20 protein-coding genes are annotated in these 16,918 nt (G+C 64.2%); 4 read left to right on the top strand and 16 right to left on the bottom strand.

Features of this window, described 5'->3' with window-relative positions:
* Positions 1-11 precede the first annotated feature (11 nt).
* On the bottom strand, positions 12-953 hold the full coding sequence (locus RBH77_RS01600; protein WP_311030408.1) for a nucleoside hydrolase: 942 nt from the start codon (positions 951-953) through the stop codon (positions 12-14).
* Positions 954-1,070: 117 nt separating this feature from the next.
* Between RBH77_RS01600 and RBH77_RS01605 the strand changes: the two genes are divergently transcribed.
* Together RBH77_RS01605 and RBH77_RS01610 are read left to right on the top strand one after the other, a co-directional pair.
* Positions 1,071-1,496 carry an Hsp20 family protein gene (locus RBH77_RS01605; RefSeq protein ID WP_311030409.1) on the top strand — a complete coding sequence of 142 codons (426 nt, stop codon included), beginning with the start codon at positions 1,071-1,073 and terminating at the stop codon, positions 1,494-1,496.
* 61 nt (positions 1,497-1,557) lie between these two features.
* Positions 1,558-1,815 (top strand): BQ00720 family protein, encoded by a 258-nt coding sequence (locus RBH77_RS01610; protein WP_311030410.1) that lies wholly within the window; start codon positions 1,558-1,560, stop codon positions 1,813-1,815.
* Positions 1,816-1,885: 70 nt separating this feature from the next.
* Here the strand turns inward: RBH77_RS01610 and ptsN are convergent, their stop codons facing one another.
* From ptsN to RBH77_RS01650, 8 genes are all read right to left on the bottom strand, one after another.
* On the bottom strand, positions 1,886-2,350 hold the full coding sequence (gene ptsN, locus RBH77_RS01615; protein WP_311030411.1) for a PTS IIA-like nitrogen regulatory protein PtsN: 465 nt from the start codon (positions 2,348-2,350) through the stop codon (positions 1,886-1,888).
* A 74-nt stretch (positions 2,351-2,424) separates the two neighbouring features.
* Positions 2,425-3,003, bottom strand: a complete 579-nt coding sequence (hpf, locus tag RBH77_RS01620) for a ribosome hibernation-promoting factor, HPF/YfiA family (RefSeq protein WP_311030412.1) — start codon at positions 3,001-3,003, stop codon at positions 2,425-2,427.
* Between the two features lie 358 nt (positions 3,004-3,361).
* Positions 3,362-4,870 carry an RNA polymerase factor sigma-54 gene (gene rpoN / locus RBH77_RS01625; protein WP_311030413.1) on the bottom strand — a complete coding sequence of 503 codons (1,509 nt, stop codon included), beginning with the start codon at positions 4,868-4,870 and terminating at the stop codon, positions 3,362-3,364.
* 195 nt (positions 4,871-5,065) lie between these two features.
* Positions 5,066-5,590 carry a 2'-5' RNA ligase family protein gene (locus tag RBH77_RS01630; RefSeq protein ID WP_311030414.1) on the bottom strand — a complete coding sequence of 175 codons (525 nt, stop codon included), beginning with the start codon at positions 5,588-5,590 and terminating at the stop codon, positions 5,066-5,068.
* Positions 5,591-5,605: 15 nt separating this feature from the next.
* On the bottom strand, positions 5,606-6,445 hold the full coding sequence (locus tag RBH77_RS01635; protein WP_311030415.1) for an ABC transporter permease: 840 nt from the start codon (positions 6,443-6,445) through the stop codon (positions 5,606-5,608).
* Positions 6,442-7,269, bottom strand: a complete 828-nt coding sequence (locus tag RBH77_RS01640) for an ABC transporter permease (protein WP_311030416.1) — start codon at positions 7,267-7,269, stop codon at positions 6,442-6,444. The genes RBH77_RS01635 and RBH77_RS01640 overlap by 4 nt, the downstream gene beginning before the upstream one ends.
* A 56-nt stretch (positions 7,270-7,325) precedes the next feature.
* Entirely contained in the window at positions 7,326-8,477 is a 1,152-nt protein-coding gene (locus RBH77_RS01645; protein WP_311030417.1) for an ABC transporter substrate-binding protein, read from the bottom strand.
* Positions 8,478-8,532: 55 nt separating this feature from the next.
* A complete protein-coding gene (locus tag RBH77_RS01650) occupies positions 8,533-9,705 on the bottom strand; it encodes an ABC transporter ATP-binding protein (RefSeq protein ID WP_311030418.1) in 1,173 nt (390 codons plus the stop codon).
* A gap of 284 nt (positions 9,706-9,989) precedes the next feature.
* Between RBH77_RS01650 and RBH77_RS01655 the strand changes: the two genes are divergently transcribed.
* Entirely contained in the window at positions 9,990-11,018 is a 1,029-nt protein-coding gene (locus RBH77_RS01655) for a LacI family DNA-binding transcriptional regulator (protein WP_311030419.1), read from the top strand.
* Here RBH77_RS01655 and RBH77_RS01660 read toward each other — a convergent pair whose 3' ends face one another.
* From RBH77_RS01660 to RBH77_RS01675, 4 genes are all read right to left on the bottom strand, one after another.
* Positions 11,019-11,633 (bottom strand): LysE family translocator, encoded by a 615-nt coding sequence (locus RBH77_RS01660; RefSeq protein ID WP_311030420.1) that lies wholly within the window; start codon positions 11,631-11,633, stop codon positions 11,019-11,021. It lies immediately after the preceding gene.
* An 11-nt stretch (positions 11,634-11,644) separates the two neighbouring features.
* Complete coding sequence (locus RBH77_RS01665; protein WP_311030421.1) at positions 11,645-12,550, bottom strand: ribokinase; 906 nt, start codon at positions 12,548-12,550, stop codon at positions 11,645-11,647.
* A gap of 70 nt (positions 12,551-12,620) precedes the next feature.
* Positions 12,621-13,517: a methylated-DNA--[protein]-cysteine S-methyltransferase gene (locus tag RBH77_RS01670; RefSeq protein ID WP_311030422.1), complete on the bottom strand. Its 897-nt coding sequence runs from the start codon at positions 13,515-13,517 to the stop codon at positions 12,621-12,623.
* Between the two features lie 106 nt (positions 13,518-13,623).
* A complete protein-coding gene (locus tag RBH77_RS01675; RefSeq protein ID WP_311030423.1) occupies positions 13,624-14,109 on the bottom strand; it encodes a DUF2244 domain-containing protein in 486 nt (161 codons plus the stop codon).
* Between the two features lie 21 nt (positions 14,110-14,130).
* On the opposite strand from RBH77_RS01675, the gene nth reads away from it, so the two are divergent.
* Positions 14,131-14,880, top strand: coding sequence for an endonuclease III (gene nth, locus RBH77_RS01680; RefSeq protein ID WP_311030424.1), 750 nt, complete (start codon positions 14,131-14,133; stop codon positions 14,878-14,880).
* Here the strand turns inward: nth and RBH77_RS01685 are convergent.
* From RBH77_RS01685 to RBH77_RS01695, 3 genes are all read right to left on the bottom strand, one after another.
* Positions 14,877-15,584, bottom strand: a complete 708-nt coding sequence (locus tag RBH77_RS01685; protein WP_311030425.1) for a sulfate transporter family protein — start codon at positions 15,582-15,584, stop codon at positions 14,877-14,879. The two genes, nth and RBH77_RS01685, sit on opposite strands and share 4 nt — an antisense overlap.
* Positions 15,585-15,663: 79 nt before the next feature.
* Positions 15,664-16,125, bottom strand: a complete 462-nt coding sequence (locus RBH77_RS01690) for a MarR family winged helix-turn-helix transcriptional regulator (protein ID WP_311030426.1) — start codon at positions 16,123-16,125, stop codon at positions 15,664-15,666.
* On the bottom strand, positions 16,122-16,706 hold the full coding sequence (locus tag RBH77_RS01695; RefSeq protein ID WP_311030427.1) for an amino acid synthesis family protein: 585 nt from the start codon (positions 16,704-16,706) through the stop codon (positions 16,122-16,124). The genes RBH77_RS01690 and RBH77_RS01695 overlap by 4 nt, the downstream gene beginning before the upstream one ends.
* Between the last annotated feature and the right edge of the window lie 212 nt (positions 16,707-16,918).

Genomic DNA, 16,918 nt, shown 5'->3' on the forward strand with positions numbered 1-16,918 from the left:
ACACGATATTGTCAGAGGCGGCCGAGACGGCTGACCAGAAGTGCGAAGAAAGCCTCGTGATCGACCTCGCGCATGACCATCGCATTCTTCTTGCGATCGGTAACGCCCCACCAGTCGACCACGGACATCCCCATGGTCAGCTCGGACCTCGTCTCGATCTCGACATTGCAGTTCCGCCCGGAAAAGATCTCCGGCTGGACGAGATAGGCGATCACGCACGGATCGTGCAGCGGGCCGCCATCGCCGGCATATTTCTCCTTGTCGAAGCGTTCGGAGAAGCCGAGCATCTCCGCCACTGCGATGCCGGCCTTGTTGCCGAGCGCACGGAATGCCGCAACGCGGGCCGTCGAGGTCAGCGCCTTGTGCGTCACGTCGAGCGGCATCATGACGATCGGGATACCTGCTCGAAAAACCACGTCGGCCGCATGCGGATCAACATAGATATTGAATTCGGCGGTGGGTGTGATGTTGCCGACTTCGAAATAGGCTCCGCCCATCAGGACGATCTCGCGGATACGCGGCGCGATCTTCGGCTCGCGGATCAGCGCCAGCCCGATATTGGTCAGAGGTCCGAGCGCACAGAGGGTGATCGAGCCGGGCTCCTCCCGCATCAGCGTCTCGACAAGAAAATCGACCGCGTACTTTTCCTGCAGCTTCATCTTCGGCTCGGGCAGGTCGGGGCCATCGAGGCCGGTCTTGCCGTGGACGTGCTCGGCCGTCACCAGCGGGCGCACCAGCGGCCTGATTGCGCCGGAATAGACCTTTGTCCCCGTCTTTCCCGCCAGTTCGCAGATCTTCAGCGCATTCTTCTCCGTGAAGGACAGCGGCACATTGCCGGCGACTACCGTGATGCCTGCCACATCCAGCTCCGGGCTCGCCAACGCGAGCAGAATGGCCACCGCATCGTCCTGGCCGGGGTCGGTATCGATGATGATCCTGCGCGTCCCGGCCATGCTTTTTCTCCGCCATTCCATGCTTGAATTCGTTCGCGGCGCGGACCATATCAGCATCGTACGGAAAAATGCCATCCGGGTTTTTCCGTTTCCACGTCGCTCTTCGAGGACAGGAAAATGACCAGAATGACGCCTTTCTCGAGCCCGCTGATGCTTGGGTTCGACACGATGGAAAAGACGCTGGAGCGTCTGGCGAAATCGGGCGACGGCTATCCGCCCTACAACATCGAGAAATTGCGGGACCCGGATTCCGAAGCCGTGCGGCTCAGGATCACGCTCGCCGTCGCCGGCTTCAAGGAAAGTGATCTCGATATCACGACGGAAGAGAACCAGCTCGTGATCCGCGGCAGGCAGGAAGAGGACGGCGAACATGAGTATCTGCACCGGGGCATCGCGGCGCGCCAGTTTATCCGGGCCTTCGTGTTGGCTGAAGGAATGCGGGTCGTCACGGCGGAGCTGAAGAACGGGCTTCTGGCCATCGATCTGGACCGGCCCGAACCGCAGCGCCTGGTACGGAAAATCAACATTTCGGTGAAAGACTGATCTTCACCGATGGCTCTATGCGGGCCGGTCCAGGAAGGACGGTTCGCGAAAGGAGGCTGACATGACCGAAAATATGGAAAAGAACGCCCTGACCGAAACGCAATTCGCCCATCTCGGCGAAGGTGTCATCGCTTATATGCGCGAAATCGGCGCGGAAGAATTGATGGGGAGCTTCCCAGGCATCCCCGACCTCAAGCCGGGAACGAGATTGTGGGCACTGTTCGCGGCGAACGGCCAACCGATCCTGCTGACGGACGCCCGCGCGGGAGCGCTGGCTGGAGCACTGGAAAACGATTTGACGCCCGTCAGCCTCCACTGAAGGCGGACGATCGTCGAGAATAACGGACGGGCGGCTCAAGGGCCGCCCGTTTCGTTTTCCCGAGAGGATATCAGGCCGCGTGCGAGGCCGGTGTCTGCGAAAGGAAGGCGTGGATGGCGGCGGCGTCGGAGGTACCACGGATCTTCGCAACGGTATCGCCATCGCGCAGCACCCGCGCGATGCGCGAAAGCGCCTTCAAATGATCGGCGCCGGCGCCTTCGGGCGCAAGCAGCAGGAAGATAAGATCGACCGGCTGATCGTCGAGTGAATCGAAATCGACCGGCTGCTCCATCCGGGCAAAGACGCCGGTGATGCGGCGCACGCCGGGAATCTTGCCGTGCGGGATAGCGATGCCGTTGCCGACGCCGGTCGAGCCGAGCTTTTCGCGCCTCAGTACCGTATCGAAGATCTCGCGCTCGGGCAGGCCGGTGATCCGCGCCGCCTTTTCCGCCAGAAGCTGCAGGGCCTGCTTCTTGGAATTCGCCTTCAGGGCCGGCATGATCGCCGAAACCTCGATCAGATCGCTGAGATCCATTTATCCGTCCCTTTTGTGGACTTCGTTTTTCGCCCCGCCAGCTAGCCACCCGCCGGGCGCGCGAGATTGTTGTTCTATCCCTTGCCGGGGCTTCCTGCCGGATCGATCCAGCCGATATTCCCATCCGCCCTGCGGTAGACGATGTTGACCTGGCCGCTACCGGCCTGGCGGAACACAAATACCGGGTCGTCGCGGGAATCGAGTTCGATGACGGCGGAAGCGACCGTCATGGCGCGCAAGGACACGGTCGATTCGGCCACCACTGCCGGCGCGTAATCGTCCGGAATCTCCGAATCGTCGTCCGCCAACGGCTCGACGACACGGTAAGCTGCCGTCGTATCGGATTCCGAGGCCGCCGCCTTGTGCGATTTCAGCCGGCGCTTGTAGCGCCTCAGCCGCTTCTCGATGCGCTCGGCCGCGACATCGAAGGCGGAAGTAGGCTCCTGTGCCTCGCCTGCCGCCTGGAGCGCGATGCCGGTGTCGAGGTGGATCATGCAATCGGCGGAAAAGCGCGAGCCCGATTTCTCAACCGTCACGCGTCCCGAATAGCTGCCGTCGAAATATTTGTCGACGGCTTCCCCGATGCGGCCCTCGATACGCGTCCGGAACGCATCGCCGATATCCATTTGCTTGCCAGATATGCGCAGGTTCATCGGAAGTCCGACCCTTTCGTTTTGATGCTCGACAGACCCCGGTCGAGTTTATACCGATGGCCCGTGCGCACAAGGTTGGGCCATCATCTCCACGATTTCACGGCAGCATAGGCGGCATCGCGTCGAAACGCACTTCAAGTTTTTGATTTCAAACATGATTTTTTCAACAAACGCTCGTGTCCGCCGGGCTGTCGCAAGTCCGCCGGTTCCGTAGCCGGAGTGGCGCGGAATCCGTGCCGCAGCCTGCCTCAAGCAAGGCCTGCGGCGGCGCCCCCGCCTCATGCGGGCGGCCTAGTAGTGGGATTGAACGAGCATGTCAACCGACGGTGGCCGCTTTCCCGCGGCCTTCCCGGGCGCATCAGCTGAGCGCGGCGAGCGCCTTTTTCTCGCGGCGGCGCTGGACGGAAGAGGGAATGTTCATTCCTTCCCGATACTTGGCCACCGTCCTTCGGGCGATGTCGACACCGCTTTCCCTGAGCTTATCCACAATCGAATCGTCGGAAAGCACATCTGCCGGTTCCTCCCGGTCGATGAGTTGCCGGATGCGATCGCGGACCGCTTCCGAGGAATGCGCGTCGCCCGCGCCCGCGCCGGCGATGGCCGGCGTGAAGAAATAGCGCAATTCGAAGACGCCACGCGGGGTCAACATGTATTTATTGGCCGCGACGCGGCTGACGGTCGATTCATGCATGCCGATCGCCTCGGCAATGCTCTTCATGTTGAGCGGGCGCAGATGGCGCACGCCGTGGACAAGAAAAGCGTCCTGCTGGCGGACGATCTCGGAAGCCACTTTCAGGATGGTACGGGCGCGCTGATCGAGGCTGCGTTTCAGCCAGGTGGCATTTTGCAGGCATTCCGTCAGGAAGTCCTTTTCGGCCGGATTCTTCGCCGCCGAACTGACCCGCGCATAATAGGCGTTGTCCACCAGGACGCGCGGAAGCGTCTCGGAGTTGAGTTCCACCTGCCAGCTTCCGTCTGGCGCCGGGCGAACAAGAACGTCCGGCACGACCACGTCGGCGGTGCCGCCGGTGAAAGCCATACCGGGCTTGGGATCGAGGGCGCGGATCTCGGCCAGCATGTCGAGCAGATCGTCCTGGCCGACGCCGCACAGGCGCGTCAGCGTCTGAAAATCGCGGCGCGCCAGAAGCTCCAGATTGCGCACTAGCGCCGCCATCGCCGGATCGAGGCGGTCGCGCGCGCGAAGCTGGAGCGCCAGGCATTCCGCAAGATCGCGCGCGAAAATGCCGGGCGGATCGAAAGTCTGGCAGGTCGAGAGCGCCCCAGAGACGGCTTCCTCGTCGATGCCCAACCTTTCGGCGATCTCTTCGAGGTCGGCGCGCAGATAGCCGGCATCGTCCAGCCCATCAGCCAGTTCGACGGCAATGACGCCTTTGACCGGATCGGTAAAGGCGAAGGCGATCTGCTCGCGCACATGATCCCGCAGCGTGACCGGGGCGGCCGCCACCTCTTCCAGGCTGAAACCTTCGCTTTCCAGCGCGCGACCGCCGCCGTCATGGGCTGATTTCCACTGCGCCGCGAGGTCGGGCCCAATGGGATCGCGCGCACCGGGATCGTCGGGAAAGACGTTCTCCAGCGAGGAGTCGAGCCGGTCCGACATGGAAGCCGCGCTCCATTCGGGCTCGGGATCGCTTTCGGCTCCTCTCTCGTTCTGATCTTCGGCGGCAGCGGCCGTCGGCAGATCATCATCGGCGCCGCGCTCGATCAGCGGGTTGCGCTCGATCTCCTCGTCGATGAAAAGCTCCAGATCGGCATAGCTCAACTGCAGCAGCCGGATCGACTGCATGAGTTGCGGCGTCATTACCAGCGATTGCGACTGCTTCAATTGCAGCCTGGCCGAAAGCCCCATGATCGCCTTGCCCGAGCCTCCCGCGCGTTACCGGACGGGCCGTCCGGCAGGTTTATTTCCACCGGAAAGGAAACTGGCCCGGCTCTTGCTTGTCAAGGCGGGGTTTAGCAGGCAGGCGTTACCGGAGCGTCAACCTGGATTCAGACCGGCCGGACCAAGGCCAGGCCGGGCGGCTCGCTTCGGCCGGATTCGACGTCAAACCGAAAGGACGGCGGTAGCCCGGATCGCCCAGCTTTCGATCGGCAGTTCCTTGCCGGATGCAACGACGCAGACCCGGTCGAAGCGGACGGGCTTTCCGAGCAGCAGGTTCTCGGCTTCAGCGACGGCATCGCGCTTCTCCAGCGTTTCGGCAACGCCGTAGGCGAGCGAGATATGCGGCATGAACTCCGCGATATCGCCGGGCAGGATCTTGTCGATCGCGCGGCGTTTCAATTCGAGAAGGGCCCCTTCGGCGACGAAACGTGCATAGAAGGAGCGGAAAAAGAGGGCGCTCACGCCGATCGCGGCCACCGGCGTGGTGAAGGACCCAATTCCCGCCGCGACCTCCTCGACCAGCGGCGCGAGGTCGCCCACGCTTCTTTCCATATCCTCGACCAGCGTCAGGTGCGGCTGGAAACGCGGCGCGTCGAAGCGAATGGAAAAATCCTCGACCATCCGTTCGAGCGCGGCCGCATCGACGGCGGCCGGCATCAGCCATATGGAATGAACGCCCGGAGCCATCACCTACCTGCCACGCTATCTCCCGATATTGGCAAGAACGTCGGCGCGCAGGAAGCGCTCCACCACGAACATGAAAGCGATGGAAGGCACGAGCAGGATAAGAGCCGTGATCGAGGCGATCTGGTAGTTGCCTCCCGCCGCCGATGTGTAAAGGAGGAGCGGCAGCGTTGTGACATCCGGGGCGCCGACGAAGAAAGTGCCGGTGAATTCGTCGAGCGACTCGAGGAAGACGAAGATCGCGCTCGCCATCAGGCCAGGCGCGGCGAGCGGCAGCATCACGTCACGAAAGGCCCGCCACGCGCTGGCGCCGGAGGAACGCGCCGCCTCTTCGAGCTCCGGCTCGATGGCGCCGAACGCGGCGGTGGCAATCCAGACGGCATAGACCAGTCCGTGCGTGGTGTGTACCAGCACTACGCCCAGCACCGTGCCGTTCAGCCCGATCTGGTAAAAAAGCCGGGCGATGTTGACGTAGATCGGCAGGTTCGGAAAGGCGTTGGGTACCAAAAGCGCCAGGAGTATGAGGCTGCGGAAGGGGAGCTTCAGCCGCGCCAGCGCATAGCCGGCGGGGATCGCCAGCACGAGCGACAGGAAGACGGTCAGGCAGGCGACAAGCGCGCTGGTGCCGAGAGAGGCCATGGCGTTGCCGCGCGGCGAGAACACGCGCCCCCAGTAGGAAAACCCGTATTCGAGCGGCAGGGCATGCGGGAAATACCACTTCTCCGTCACCGTCCAGAGCACGAGGTTGACCAGCGGCCCGAAGATGATGAAGGCAAGAAGGCCAAGCAGGATCGCGCGCGGAATCCAGTACCAGCCGGCCGAGCGCGTGGACGCGGCCATCTCCGCCACCGCGCTCATCGCACGTTCTCCCGCATGGTCTGGCGCAGATAGATCCAGGCGACGGCGCCGGTCAGCAGCAGCGACACCAGCCCGAGTGCGTTCGCCACGCCGTAATCGCCATAGGCGTTGATACGGAAGGCCATGTCGACGGTAATCACGGTCGGCGACTGCGAGGCGATCATCAACGGTACGGAGAGTACCGACATCATGGTGACGACGGACAGGGTCAGCCCTACCATCAGCGTCGGGGCCGCCTGTGGCAGAACGATCTCCAGCAGGATGCGCAGGCGCGAGGCGCCGAGATTGCGCGCCGCCTCGATCGTGCCGCGGTCGATGGAGGCCATCGCGCCGGCCAGCAGCAGCGTCACGAAAGGCGTCTGCTTCCACACGAAGGCGATGACGACGCCGCGCCAGTCAAGGAAGCCGACCGTATGCAGCGGCGTGATGAGGCCGGTCGCGACGAAGATGTTGTTCATCAGCCCGTTCTTGGCAAGGAAGGTGCGCAGGATCTGGCCGACAACGATGAACGGGATGAAGAGCGGCCAGCGGTAGAGCCAACGCAGGATGGCGACGGCGACCGGGCTGTTGCAGAGCGTCAGGTAGCCGGCGATCGCCACCGAAAAAGCCGCGGTCAGAATTGCCGACAACGCCACGATAACGATCGTGAAGATTATGTCGGTACTGTAGAGTTGATAGGTCTTGAAGAAATTGCCGAAGCTGAAGCCGCCGTCCGGATCCTGGAACGCACCCGTCACCGCGCCGCCGAGCGGCACGAGGAACAGGAAGACGATGATCGCAAGGGCCGGCGAAACGAGCAGCAGGCCGGGCAAATAGCGGCGCATGGGCTATCCAACGAAAGTGCCGCCCGAGACGATCCCGGGCGGCGGTTTCAGGACGATCAGTTCGCCACCTGCTTTTCGTAGGCTTCGAGGATGCCGTCGAAATAGGGCTTGATCGGGAAGGGCTTGCCGTACTCGGCCAGTTCCTTCGGCGAAATGTCGGTGAAGAGCTTGTTCCAGGTCGCCTCGTCGAGCTTGGGCTTGACGTGATCCGCATCGATGCCGGGATACCAGTTGAACTTCTTCACGATGCCGTCGGCCTGCACCTCGGGGCTGGTCGCCAGCGCGATGAACTTCTCGGCGAGCTTGGCATGTTCCGCCTTTGCCGGGATGACATAGTGCATGGGCTGGCCGGGCATGCCCGGAGAAGGCAGGATCAGCTTCAGGTCGGGCGGAAGCTGGCCGCTCGCCTGCCAGGTGTAGAACATATCGACCCAGACCGGACCCATGGCGATCTCGCCCCGTGCCAGCATGTCGAGCGTGCCGGCATTGCCTGGCGTGAAGGTGACGTTCTGGTTGAAGTCCTTTAGCGAGGCCAGCGCCTTCGACCAGTCGGCCTTCTCGTCCTTCTTGAAGGGGCCCTGCTCGAGCGTCTTGGCGTCGCCGGCATTGGCATAGACCCACCCGACGACGAAGGCGACGCCGGACATACCGCCCTTGATGCCGTTATAGCCGAACTGCTTCGGGTTCTCCTTCACCCATTTCGCCAGTTCCTCATAGCTCTTCGGCGGGTTCGGCAGGAGTTGCGGATTATAGGCGATTGCCGTCTGGCTGTTGAACATGGGCATGACATAGCCCTTGACGTCGGTGCCAAGCGCCATGTCGGCGTTGGCTCGCGTCACCATCGAACCGGTGTCGATGTCGGCGCGGTATTTCTTCAAAAGGCCGTCCTTGACGAGGTCGCCGGCCGCCTTTTCGTGGACGACGGCGACATCGATGTCCCAGCTGTCCTTGTTGGCCTGCTTCTGCGCCTCCAGCCGCTCGATGATCTTCTGTGAACCGGCATCGCCCGGTCCGGTGCCCACGGCCTTCACCGTATCGCCCGGATTCTGCTTCTCGAAGATCGGCGCGAGATAGTTATTGACGTAATCGACCATGTTCTGGTCGCCGGCCGTGATGACGGTCAGTTCCGCCGCCATGGCCCCTGTCGCCGCAAGTGCGGTCGTCGCAAGCGCAGCCGCGATCGCGGCTCCACAGATCATCTTCCTCATAGTGTTCTCCCACGTTCCAGACATTGCATGACGCATGGCGTCACGATGCAAAAGGTCAGCGAAGCTCCTCCTCACCTTTTTTGCAATCGGTTGCATCGAAGAGGAACAACGCCCCGGCCGGCACCTTCACCGACACGGCCTCCCCGCTAGCAAAGGCATGTGACGCGTCGACGACGACCGACGCTTCCCCGATCTTCACGACATGGCGCCAGACACCGCCCGGATAGCTCGCCTGCGCGACGACACCGTCGAGCACGAGCGCATCCTCCGTCGCGCGGTCCTTCGGGAAATGATCCGCGGCGTGCAGTTCGGCCGCTTCCGAGCGGAAGCGCGCCTCGACAACGCGGCCGCCGAGCTGCCTGCCGTCGGCCGGAATGGAGGCGGCGCGGTTCACCGGACCGGCCGCGATCCTCAGGCGCTCGCCGCCCGCCTCGACCAGTAACGGCACGACGTTCTCGGCGCCCATGAAGGCCGCAACGAAGGACGAAGACGGCCGGTTATAGACTTCCTGCGGCGTGCCGACCTGGGCGATGCGGCCGGCATTGAGGATGACGATGCGGTCGGCCATGACCATCGCCTCCTCGCGGTCGTGCGTCACATGGATGGCGGTGATGCCGAGCCTTTTCTGCAGCGCGCTGATCTCGTGGCGCACGGTCAGGCGGATGCGGGCGTCGAGGTTGGAAAGCGGCTCGTCGAGCAGGAGGATATCGGGGCTGATGGCCAGCGCGCGCCCGAGCGCCACGCGCTGGCGCTGACCGCCGGACAATTCGGCCGGCTTGCGCTCGCCGAGGCCGTCGAGGCCGAGCAGCGCCTGTATCTCGGCGACGCGGCCGGCGATCTCCTGACGCGGCTTGCCGCGCAGCTTCAGGCCGTAGCCGATGTTGCGCGCGACCGTCATGTGCGGCCACAGCGCATAGGACTGGAAGACCAGAGCCATGCCGCGCTTGTCCGGCGGCTGGCGGGTCACGTCGCGACCGTTAACGCGGATCGAGCCGGAAGTGGGCATCATGAAGCCGGCGATGGTGCGCAGGAGCGTGGTCTTGCCGCAGCCGGACGAGCCGAGCAGCGCCACGAACTCGCCGCGCCCTACACCGAGGCTCAGATCGGAAAGCACCTTCGTGCTGCCGTATTGAACACTGGCGCGATCGACCTCGAGGAACGATTCGGCGTCCGAAGCCGCCTCCGGCCGCACACGTCCCGTCGCCGCGATCGACGAATATGCGTTCATGATCTGGTCCCGTGACGTGAAATCGCCGAATCCTCCCTTGGCAGCCATTTCCTAGCGGCCATTTGCATCGCATTTTTGACACTCCGCTTCGACCGACCTCCCATGACCGACCTTGACGGCTGCGATTGCACACCTGTGCAAGACTGATGCACTTTCCCGTTCCTGTCAATCGTCCCGGCCATTCGAAACGGGACAATCCGGCGCTCATTCATGATCTTGTCCGTTCCGCCGCGGCGGTGCAAGATGGCGCCTCTGCAACCGTATCCCCTCATCCCATCCGGCCCATGGATTCGACCAAGACCCGCAAAGCCTTCGCCAGCGCAAAACAGGTTGCGGAACTCGCCGGCGTTTCGCGTTCGGCCGTCTCGCGCACCTTCACGCCGGGCGCCAGCGTCTCGGAAGAAACACGGCGGCGCGTCATCCAGGCCTCGGAAAAGCTCGGCTATCACGTCAACCACCTGGCACGCGGGCTCTTGCGCAAATCGACGGGCATCGTCTGCCTCGTCGTGGCCGACAGCGACACGCCCTACATGTCGCGCATGGTGCGCACGCTCGCCCGCCACCTTCAGGAAGCCGGCAAGGTGGCGATGGTGATCGACACGACGGGGCCAAGCGAGAATGTCGAGCATGCGCTCAGGCAGACGCTCAACTACCGCGCCGACGCCACCGTGGTGCTGTCGGGCACACCGGCGCAGTCGATCATCCGGACCTGCCTCGACAACGGCCAGCGCCTGATCCTGATCAACCGCGACGACCGGCTTTCCGGCCCCTACAATCTCTCGCTCGACAACCGGCTGGCGGGAAGGACGGCGTTCGAAACCTTCGTCAAGTCCGGCTGCAAACGGCTGGCGGTCGTCGCCTCGGAAGCGGGAACGCCGAGCCTCATGGCGCGCGAAGATGCTTTCATCGAAGCTGCCCGGGCTTCCGGCATCGAGGTGGCAAGGACACGCAACGGCCGCACCAGTTACGAGGCCGGCGTGGCCGGCGCACGCGCGCTCCTCGCCGGGCGCGAGCGGCCGGACGCCGCCTTCTGTGTCACCGACCTCATCGCCTGCGGCTTCATGGATGCCGCGCGGCACGAATTCGGCCTGTCGGTCCCCGACGATCTCAGCGTTATCGGCTTCGACGATATCGAGCAGGCAAGCTGGCTTTCCTACCGGCTGACCACTTTCTCTCCGCCGGTCGAGGAACTCGCCGCCGCCGTGGTCGATCTCGCCACGATGGGCGAGACGGCGGCCGAACAGGCGCCCGCCAGCCGCCTTCTGGAAGCGCCGCTCGCCTGGCGCGAGACGGTGCGCGGAAAAAAGACCTGATCAGCGCACGCGCGAGAAGGCGAGCCACAGCCCTCCGCCGACCAGAAAGCCGCCGCCGATCCTGGTCAGCAGCCGGAAACGCTTCGCCGACAGCGCCCGGCCTGCACGCGCGGCGGCAAGGGCGTAGGTGCTGTCGGAGAGCGCGCCGAAGAACATTGCGGTCAGGCCCATGAGGGCGATCTGCAGCGGATAGCTGCCTGCGGGATCGATGAATTGCGGGATGAAGGCGCCAAAGAAGAACAGCGTCTTCGGATTGCTGATCGCCACCAGAAGCCCTTGCGCGAAGAAACCCATCCTCGGCGTCGGAGGCACGGCGCCCTCTGCCTCCCCGCCATGCGAGAAAAGCATCTGGAGGCCGATCCAGACGAGATAGGCCGCGCCGATGAAACGGATATAGTCGAACCAACTGCCGAGCGCTGCGAGCGCCGAAGCCAGCCCGATGCCGACGACGGCGAAGACCATCGCCACGCCGGCGAGCGTGCCCGCGACGTTGAGGAGCGCAGCGCGGGCGCCGTGGCGCATGCCGGACGCGACCACCAGCGTCACCGTCGGCCCCGGCACCATGACGATGACGATGGTGGCAACGAGATAGGCAAGATAGGTGTGAATCGCCAATGCCGTACTCCTCAGCCTTTCATAGCCCGGTCGACCTCGGCCGCAAGCGGGATCGACGGCTGTGCCCCCTCTTTCAGACAGGCGAGCGAAGCCGCGGCGGTGGCGCGGCGGAGCGCCTGTTCGAGCGGCAGCCCGGAGGCAAGCGACGCCGCCAGATAGCCGCAGAAGGTGTCACCAGCGCCGACCGTATCGACCGGCGTCACCTTGAGCGCCGGCACGGCCAGCGTTTCACCGGGCGCGGCGGCAAGAACGCCGTCGGCGCCAAGCGTGACGATCAGCGTGCGGCCGGTACGCTCCGCAAAGGCCGCCATGCGGCGGGTGCGGTCGCCCTCGGGCAGGGAAAGCGCATCCGCATAAAGGTCGAACTCGGTCTCGTTGGCGACGACGTAATCGGCTTCTCCGATGAAGGAGGCGGCCTCGGCGCGAAAGGGGGCCGTGTTAAGGATCGAGACCGCACCGGCCTCCCTCGCGGTTCGCAGGGACGCCGCCACCGTCTCAAGCGGGATTTCCTGCTGGAGCAAGAGATATTCGCCTTTCTTCAGGCCGGCGACGGCGAGATCGCCCGGCAAGACCGATTTGTTGGCGCCGGGCACGACGGCGATGACGTTCTCGCCTTTCGCATCGACCAGGATCAGCGCCGTGCCGGTCGGGGCATGTATCCGTCCGACATGGGAGAGGTCGACGCCGCCTCCTTCCAGAAGCGATAGCGCCTCGGTGGCGAAGGCGTCCTTTCCGACCGCGCCGATCATCCTCACCTGTGCGTCGGCGCGGCGAGCCGCAAGCGCCTGGTTGGCTCCCTTGCCGCCCGGCGCCGTGCTGAAATCGCCGCCGCTGACGGTCTCGCCCGGCGCGGGCAACCGCTCGACGGTGGCGATCAGGTCCAGATTGATGGAGCCGACGACGGTGATGGCGATCAAGAAAAAGCCTCCCGGAAACAGGGTTTCCGGGAGGCTAGAACATTTTCAGGCCCGGTTGGAAGAGCGCTCGTCAATGCGCGGCAAGATTGGGCCCGGTGATTTGCCCGGCTTCCCAGCCGAGGATGGCGCGCTTTCTGGTCAGGCCCCAATGATAGCCGGTCAGCGCTCCAGACTTGCCGACCGCGCGGTGGCACGGCACCACGAAGGACATCGGGTTAGCGCCGATCGCGGCACCGACCGCCCGGGACGCCTTCGGCGCGCCGATCTCCCTTGCGATCGAGGAATAGCTCACTGCGCGACCCATCGGGATGCGGAGCAGCGCCTGCCAGACACGCAACTGGAAATCGGTACCGATCATGACCACTCGAAGCGGCTCTTCCGCCCGCCATTTCGCCGGGTCGAAGATGCGGCCGGCATAAGGCGAGGTCGCCCCCATGTCTTCGACATAGGTCGCGTTCGGCCAGCGCGCCGACATATCGGCGAAGGCTTCCCGCTCGCGGCCGGGATCGCAGAAGGCGAGGCCGGCGAGGCCGCGCTCGGTTACCATGACAAGCGCCACGCCGAAGGGCGAGATATGATAGCCGTAGCGCATGGTAAGGCCCGCGCCGCGCGTCTTGTAGTCGCCCGGCGACATTGCTTCGTGCGTGACGAAGAGATCGTGCAAGCGGCCCGGTCCCGACATGCCGACCTCGTAGGCCGCATCGAGCAGCGGCGCACCCTGGTCGAGCAGCCGGCGGGCGTGGTCGAGCGTAACGGCCTGCAGGAAGGCCTTGGGGCTGAGCCCCGCCCAGCGGGTGAAGAGCTTCTGCAAGCCGGTCGGCGTGTCACCGACAGCCTCGGCCAGTACCTCCAGCGAGGGCTGGTCGCGATAGTCGAGGCTGATCTTCTCGATGCAGCGGCGCACGACCTCGTAGTCGCTGCCGTCCGGCGTGATGTCGTGTTGAAGGATTGCGGTCTGCGCGTTCATGTCGGCCTCCTTGGGCTGAAACTTCGATTGACCGCAATATCGTCGGGAAAGGCCGGATTTCCCACCCGATTCCTGCAATGCGCGCTATGGTTGAATATGGCCTGTGCTACCGCCCTTTCGCGGTCGCCAATGCGCGCGAAAAGGCCGTCGCGAAACTCTCGCGATCGTCCGGGTTGAGGAAGCCGCCGATCGCCACCGTCTCGTAGCGCGATGTCACCGCCATCCGGGTGATGCCGATCTCGCTGTGACGGTTGACGGAGAAGCGCGCCCAGAAGGGATTGAAGCTGTGCGCCACGGACTTTCCCGAAGGCGCGGTCTTGCGGATATCGAGATGCGTGCGCGACAGGGTGACCTCTTCGCGGGCGCGCGCTGCGCGGTAGTTCAGCCGGAAGGCGGTATAGATGCCGAGCATGGCAAGGCCGCAGAAACACAGGATAGGCCAGGCGCCGTCCAGAAGGAAGATGACGCCCGTCACCAGCCAGCCGAAGCCGAGCGCGCACATGAGGATGAAGAAGCCAATGCGGCCGAGCGACCGGTGCGGCGTCAGAAGCGCCCGGAAGAACGGCTCGTCCGCTGCGATTGTCTCGCTCATGGGAATAATTATAGAGGAGGAATGCAAAAGCGGAACAGCAAAATAGCGTTACCGGCGAAACAAAAGGCGGCTGCCGCCGCCAGACGCGGTAAGCGGCCGAAAATCCCCTATACGGCCGACGAGATATACGAGATCTTCCGCCGTTTTTCCGTGCAGCGGCCCGAGCCCCGAAGCGAACTCGACTACACCAACGCCTTCACCATGCTGGTGGCGGTGGTGCTTTCCGCGCAGGCGACCGATGCCGGCGTCAACAAGGCGACAAAGAAGCTTTTCGCCATCGCCGACACGCCTCAAAAGATGGCTGCGCTCGGCGAAGGCGGCATAGCCAACCATATCCGCACGATTGGCCTGTGGCGCGCCAAGGCGAAAAACGTGCTGGCGTTGTCCGAAGCGCTGATCCGCGATCACCATGGCAAGGTGCCGGACAGCCGCGAAGAACTCGTCAAATTGCCGGGCGTCGGCCGCAAGACCGCGAATGTGGTCCTGAACAACGTCTTCGGCGAGCCGACGCTCGCGGTCGACACGCATATCTTCCGGCTCGGCAACCGGCTGCTGCTCGCGCCAGGCAAGACGCCGGAGGAAGTCGAGGCTGGTTTCCTGAAAATCATCCCGCCGGAATTCCTGCGCCACGCACATCACTGGTTGATCCTGCACGGCCGCTATGTCTGCAAGGCGCGCCGCCCGGAATGCGAGCACTGCATCATCGCCGATCTCTGCAAGGCGCCGGTCAAGACAAGCGACGTGCCGGCACCGCTCGTACGGATCGATTAAGCGCGCCGCTCCTCCGTCGACACCAGCTTGTGCAGATGCACCATCAGCGCAGCGGCGAAGAGCGGGGTCAGGAGATTGACCACCGGCACGGCAAGGAAGGCGGCAATGACTAGGCCAGCGAGGAAGACCGTGCCGAAATTGCGCCGGCGCAGCGCCTTCGCCTCCGGCTCGTCGCGGAAGCGCATGGCGGCAAACTCGAAATATTCACGACCGAGCAGATAACCGTTGATCAGGAAGAAGGCGGCGATGTTCACGCCCGGGATCAGGAGGAGGAACAGCGCGACTATGTTGCCCAGGATCACGACCGCCAGGAATTTCACCGACAGCAGGACGGCCCGCATGGTCGGCACCGCACGACCCGGCGGGTCGAGCTTATACTCGTTCTTCTCGATGATTTCGGCCACGTCGTCCAGGAACAGGCCGGCGATAATCGCCGCGACCGGGGCGATCAGCAACGCAAGCCCGAGCGCCAGCCCGATCGCCGCAAGTATAGCCGCGATGATGCCAAGCCAGCTTGCCCAGCTTGGAAAGCCGGGCAGGAGCGCGTCGATCCACGGTAGGGCATAGGCGTCGAACAGATGCTGGAGCCCGAGCCACACCACCACCAGCAGCAGGAGCGTCAGCCCGAGCGTCTTGAAGAAAGCCGCGCGGAATTCAGGGGTGAAAAGGTCGCCGAGAGCGCGGCGGGCGGCTTCGAGGATCATTCATCTATCCGGATTGGCCAGTCCGGCCCCAGATAGGGGCGCACGGGCACCGCTGCAAGAAAAGGGAGCTAGGGCGGTTCTATGCCAACCTGGCCAGCAGTTTCAGGAAAGTCGCGGTCTCGCGTGCGTTGAGTGGCTCGAGCGTTTCCACGGTGATCCGTTCGGCGAGCGGCAACAGCCTCTCGATCATGGCCTTCCCCTGGTCGGAAAGGCTGACGACCAACCGACGCCGGTCTTCGCTATGCGCGGCCAGCGTCACCAGACCGCGCGCCTTCAGCCGGTCGATGACGCCCTTGATCGTCGCCGCGTCCATCGCAACCATCGCGCCGAGTTGATTCTGCGAGGCCTCGCCGATCTCCGCCAGCCTGGCGAGCGCGGCGAATTGCGGCGGGGTGAGGTCGCCGATATGTTTCGCAAAGATGGCGATATGGCGCTGGTTCGCCTTGCGCAGGATAAAGCCGACCTGCTCATGCAGCCGGTAGCCCTCGTCGGCGCCAGCCTCCGCCTCGACCAGTTTCAGCTTGCCGACGGGGGCGGTCACCTCAATCCGTCCTCGCCCTTGACGTCCGCCGCAGCCAGACCCGCCATGCGGTTGTGGACGCGCGGGCCGCAGGCCATCGACAGGCAGAACAGGATCTCGTCGGGGCGCGGGCCGTCCGGCATCGACACGGTCATGGCGTCGAAATGACTGCGCACATAGGCGGCGTTGGTATGGCCGAGCGGCACGTCGAGCGACGCGCCGAATGCGCCGACCTTCATCGCCGACGGAACAATGGCCCTGGCGTTGCCAAGCCGTTCGCGCATGGCGTAGCCGCCCGGCACGTGCCAGAGCGCGCCGTGCTCTATTTCACCTGCCGCGCCGACGATGGCGCCCTTGCCGTAGCCGTCGATCAACGCGATGCCGCCGCCGAGCGCGGCGATCAGCCTGTCGGTCAGCATCAGGCCGAGCGGCTTCAGGTCCTCCATGCCAGGCTGCAATTCGGCGAAATATTTACCGGCGTAGGGATTCTTCACCAACGCCAAAGCGGCGGCGCGACGGCGCGGCGTTTCCGGCGCCGGGCCGCCTTCGTGCAGGATTTCCTCGGTCAGCACAGCGATCTTGCGGATCGGGAATTCAGGCATGTTGCGGCTCCGTATGAGATTTGAAAAGGCGGTGCCCTACGTCACCCCCCTCTGTCCTGCCGGACATCTCCCCCTCAAGGGGGGAGATCGCACCGGCCGTCTCCGCCATCACCCCATCCGCAATCCCGGAGATTTCTACAGCCTTAGAGATTGGCCCGGGCCGCGACGTCAGCTGATCTCCCCCCTTGAGGGGGAGATGTCCGGCAGGACAG

Source organism: Mesorhizobium koreense (genome assembly GCF_031656215.1).
In the GTDB taxonomy this organism is placed as follows: domain Bacteria; phylum Pseudomonadota; class Alphaproteobacteria; order Rhizobiales; family Rhizobiaceae; genus Mesorhizobium_L; species Mesorhizobium_L koreense.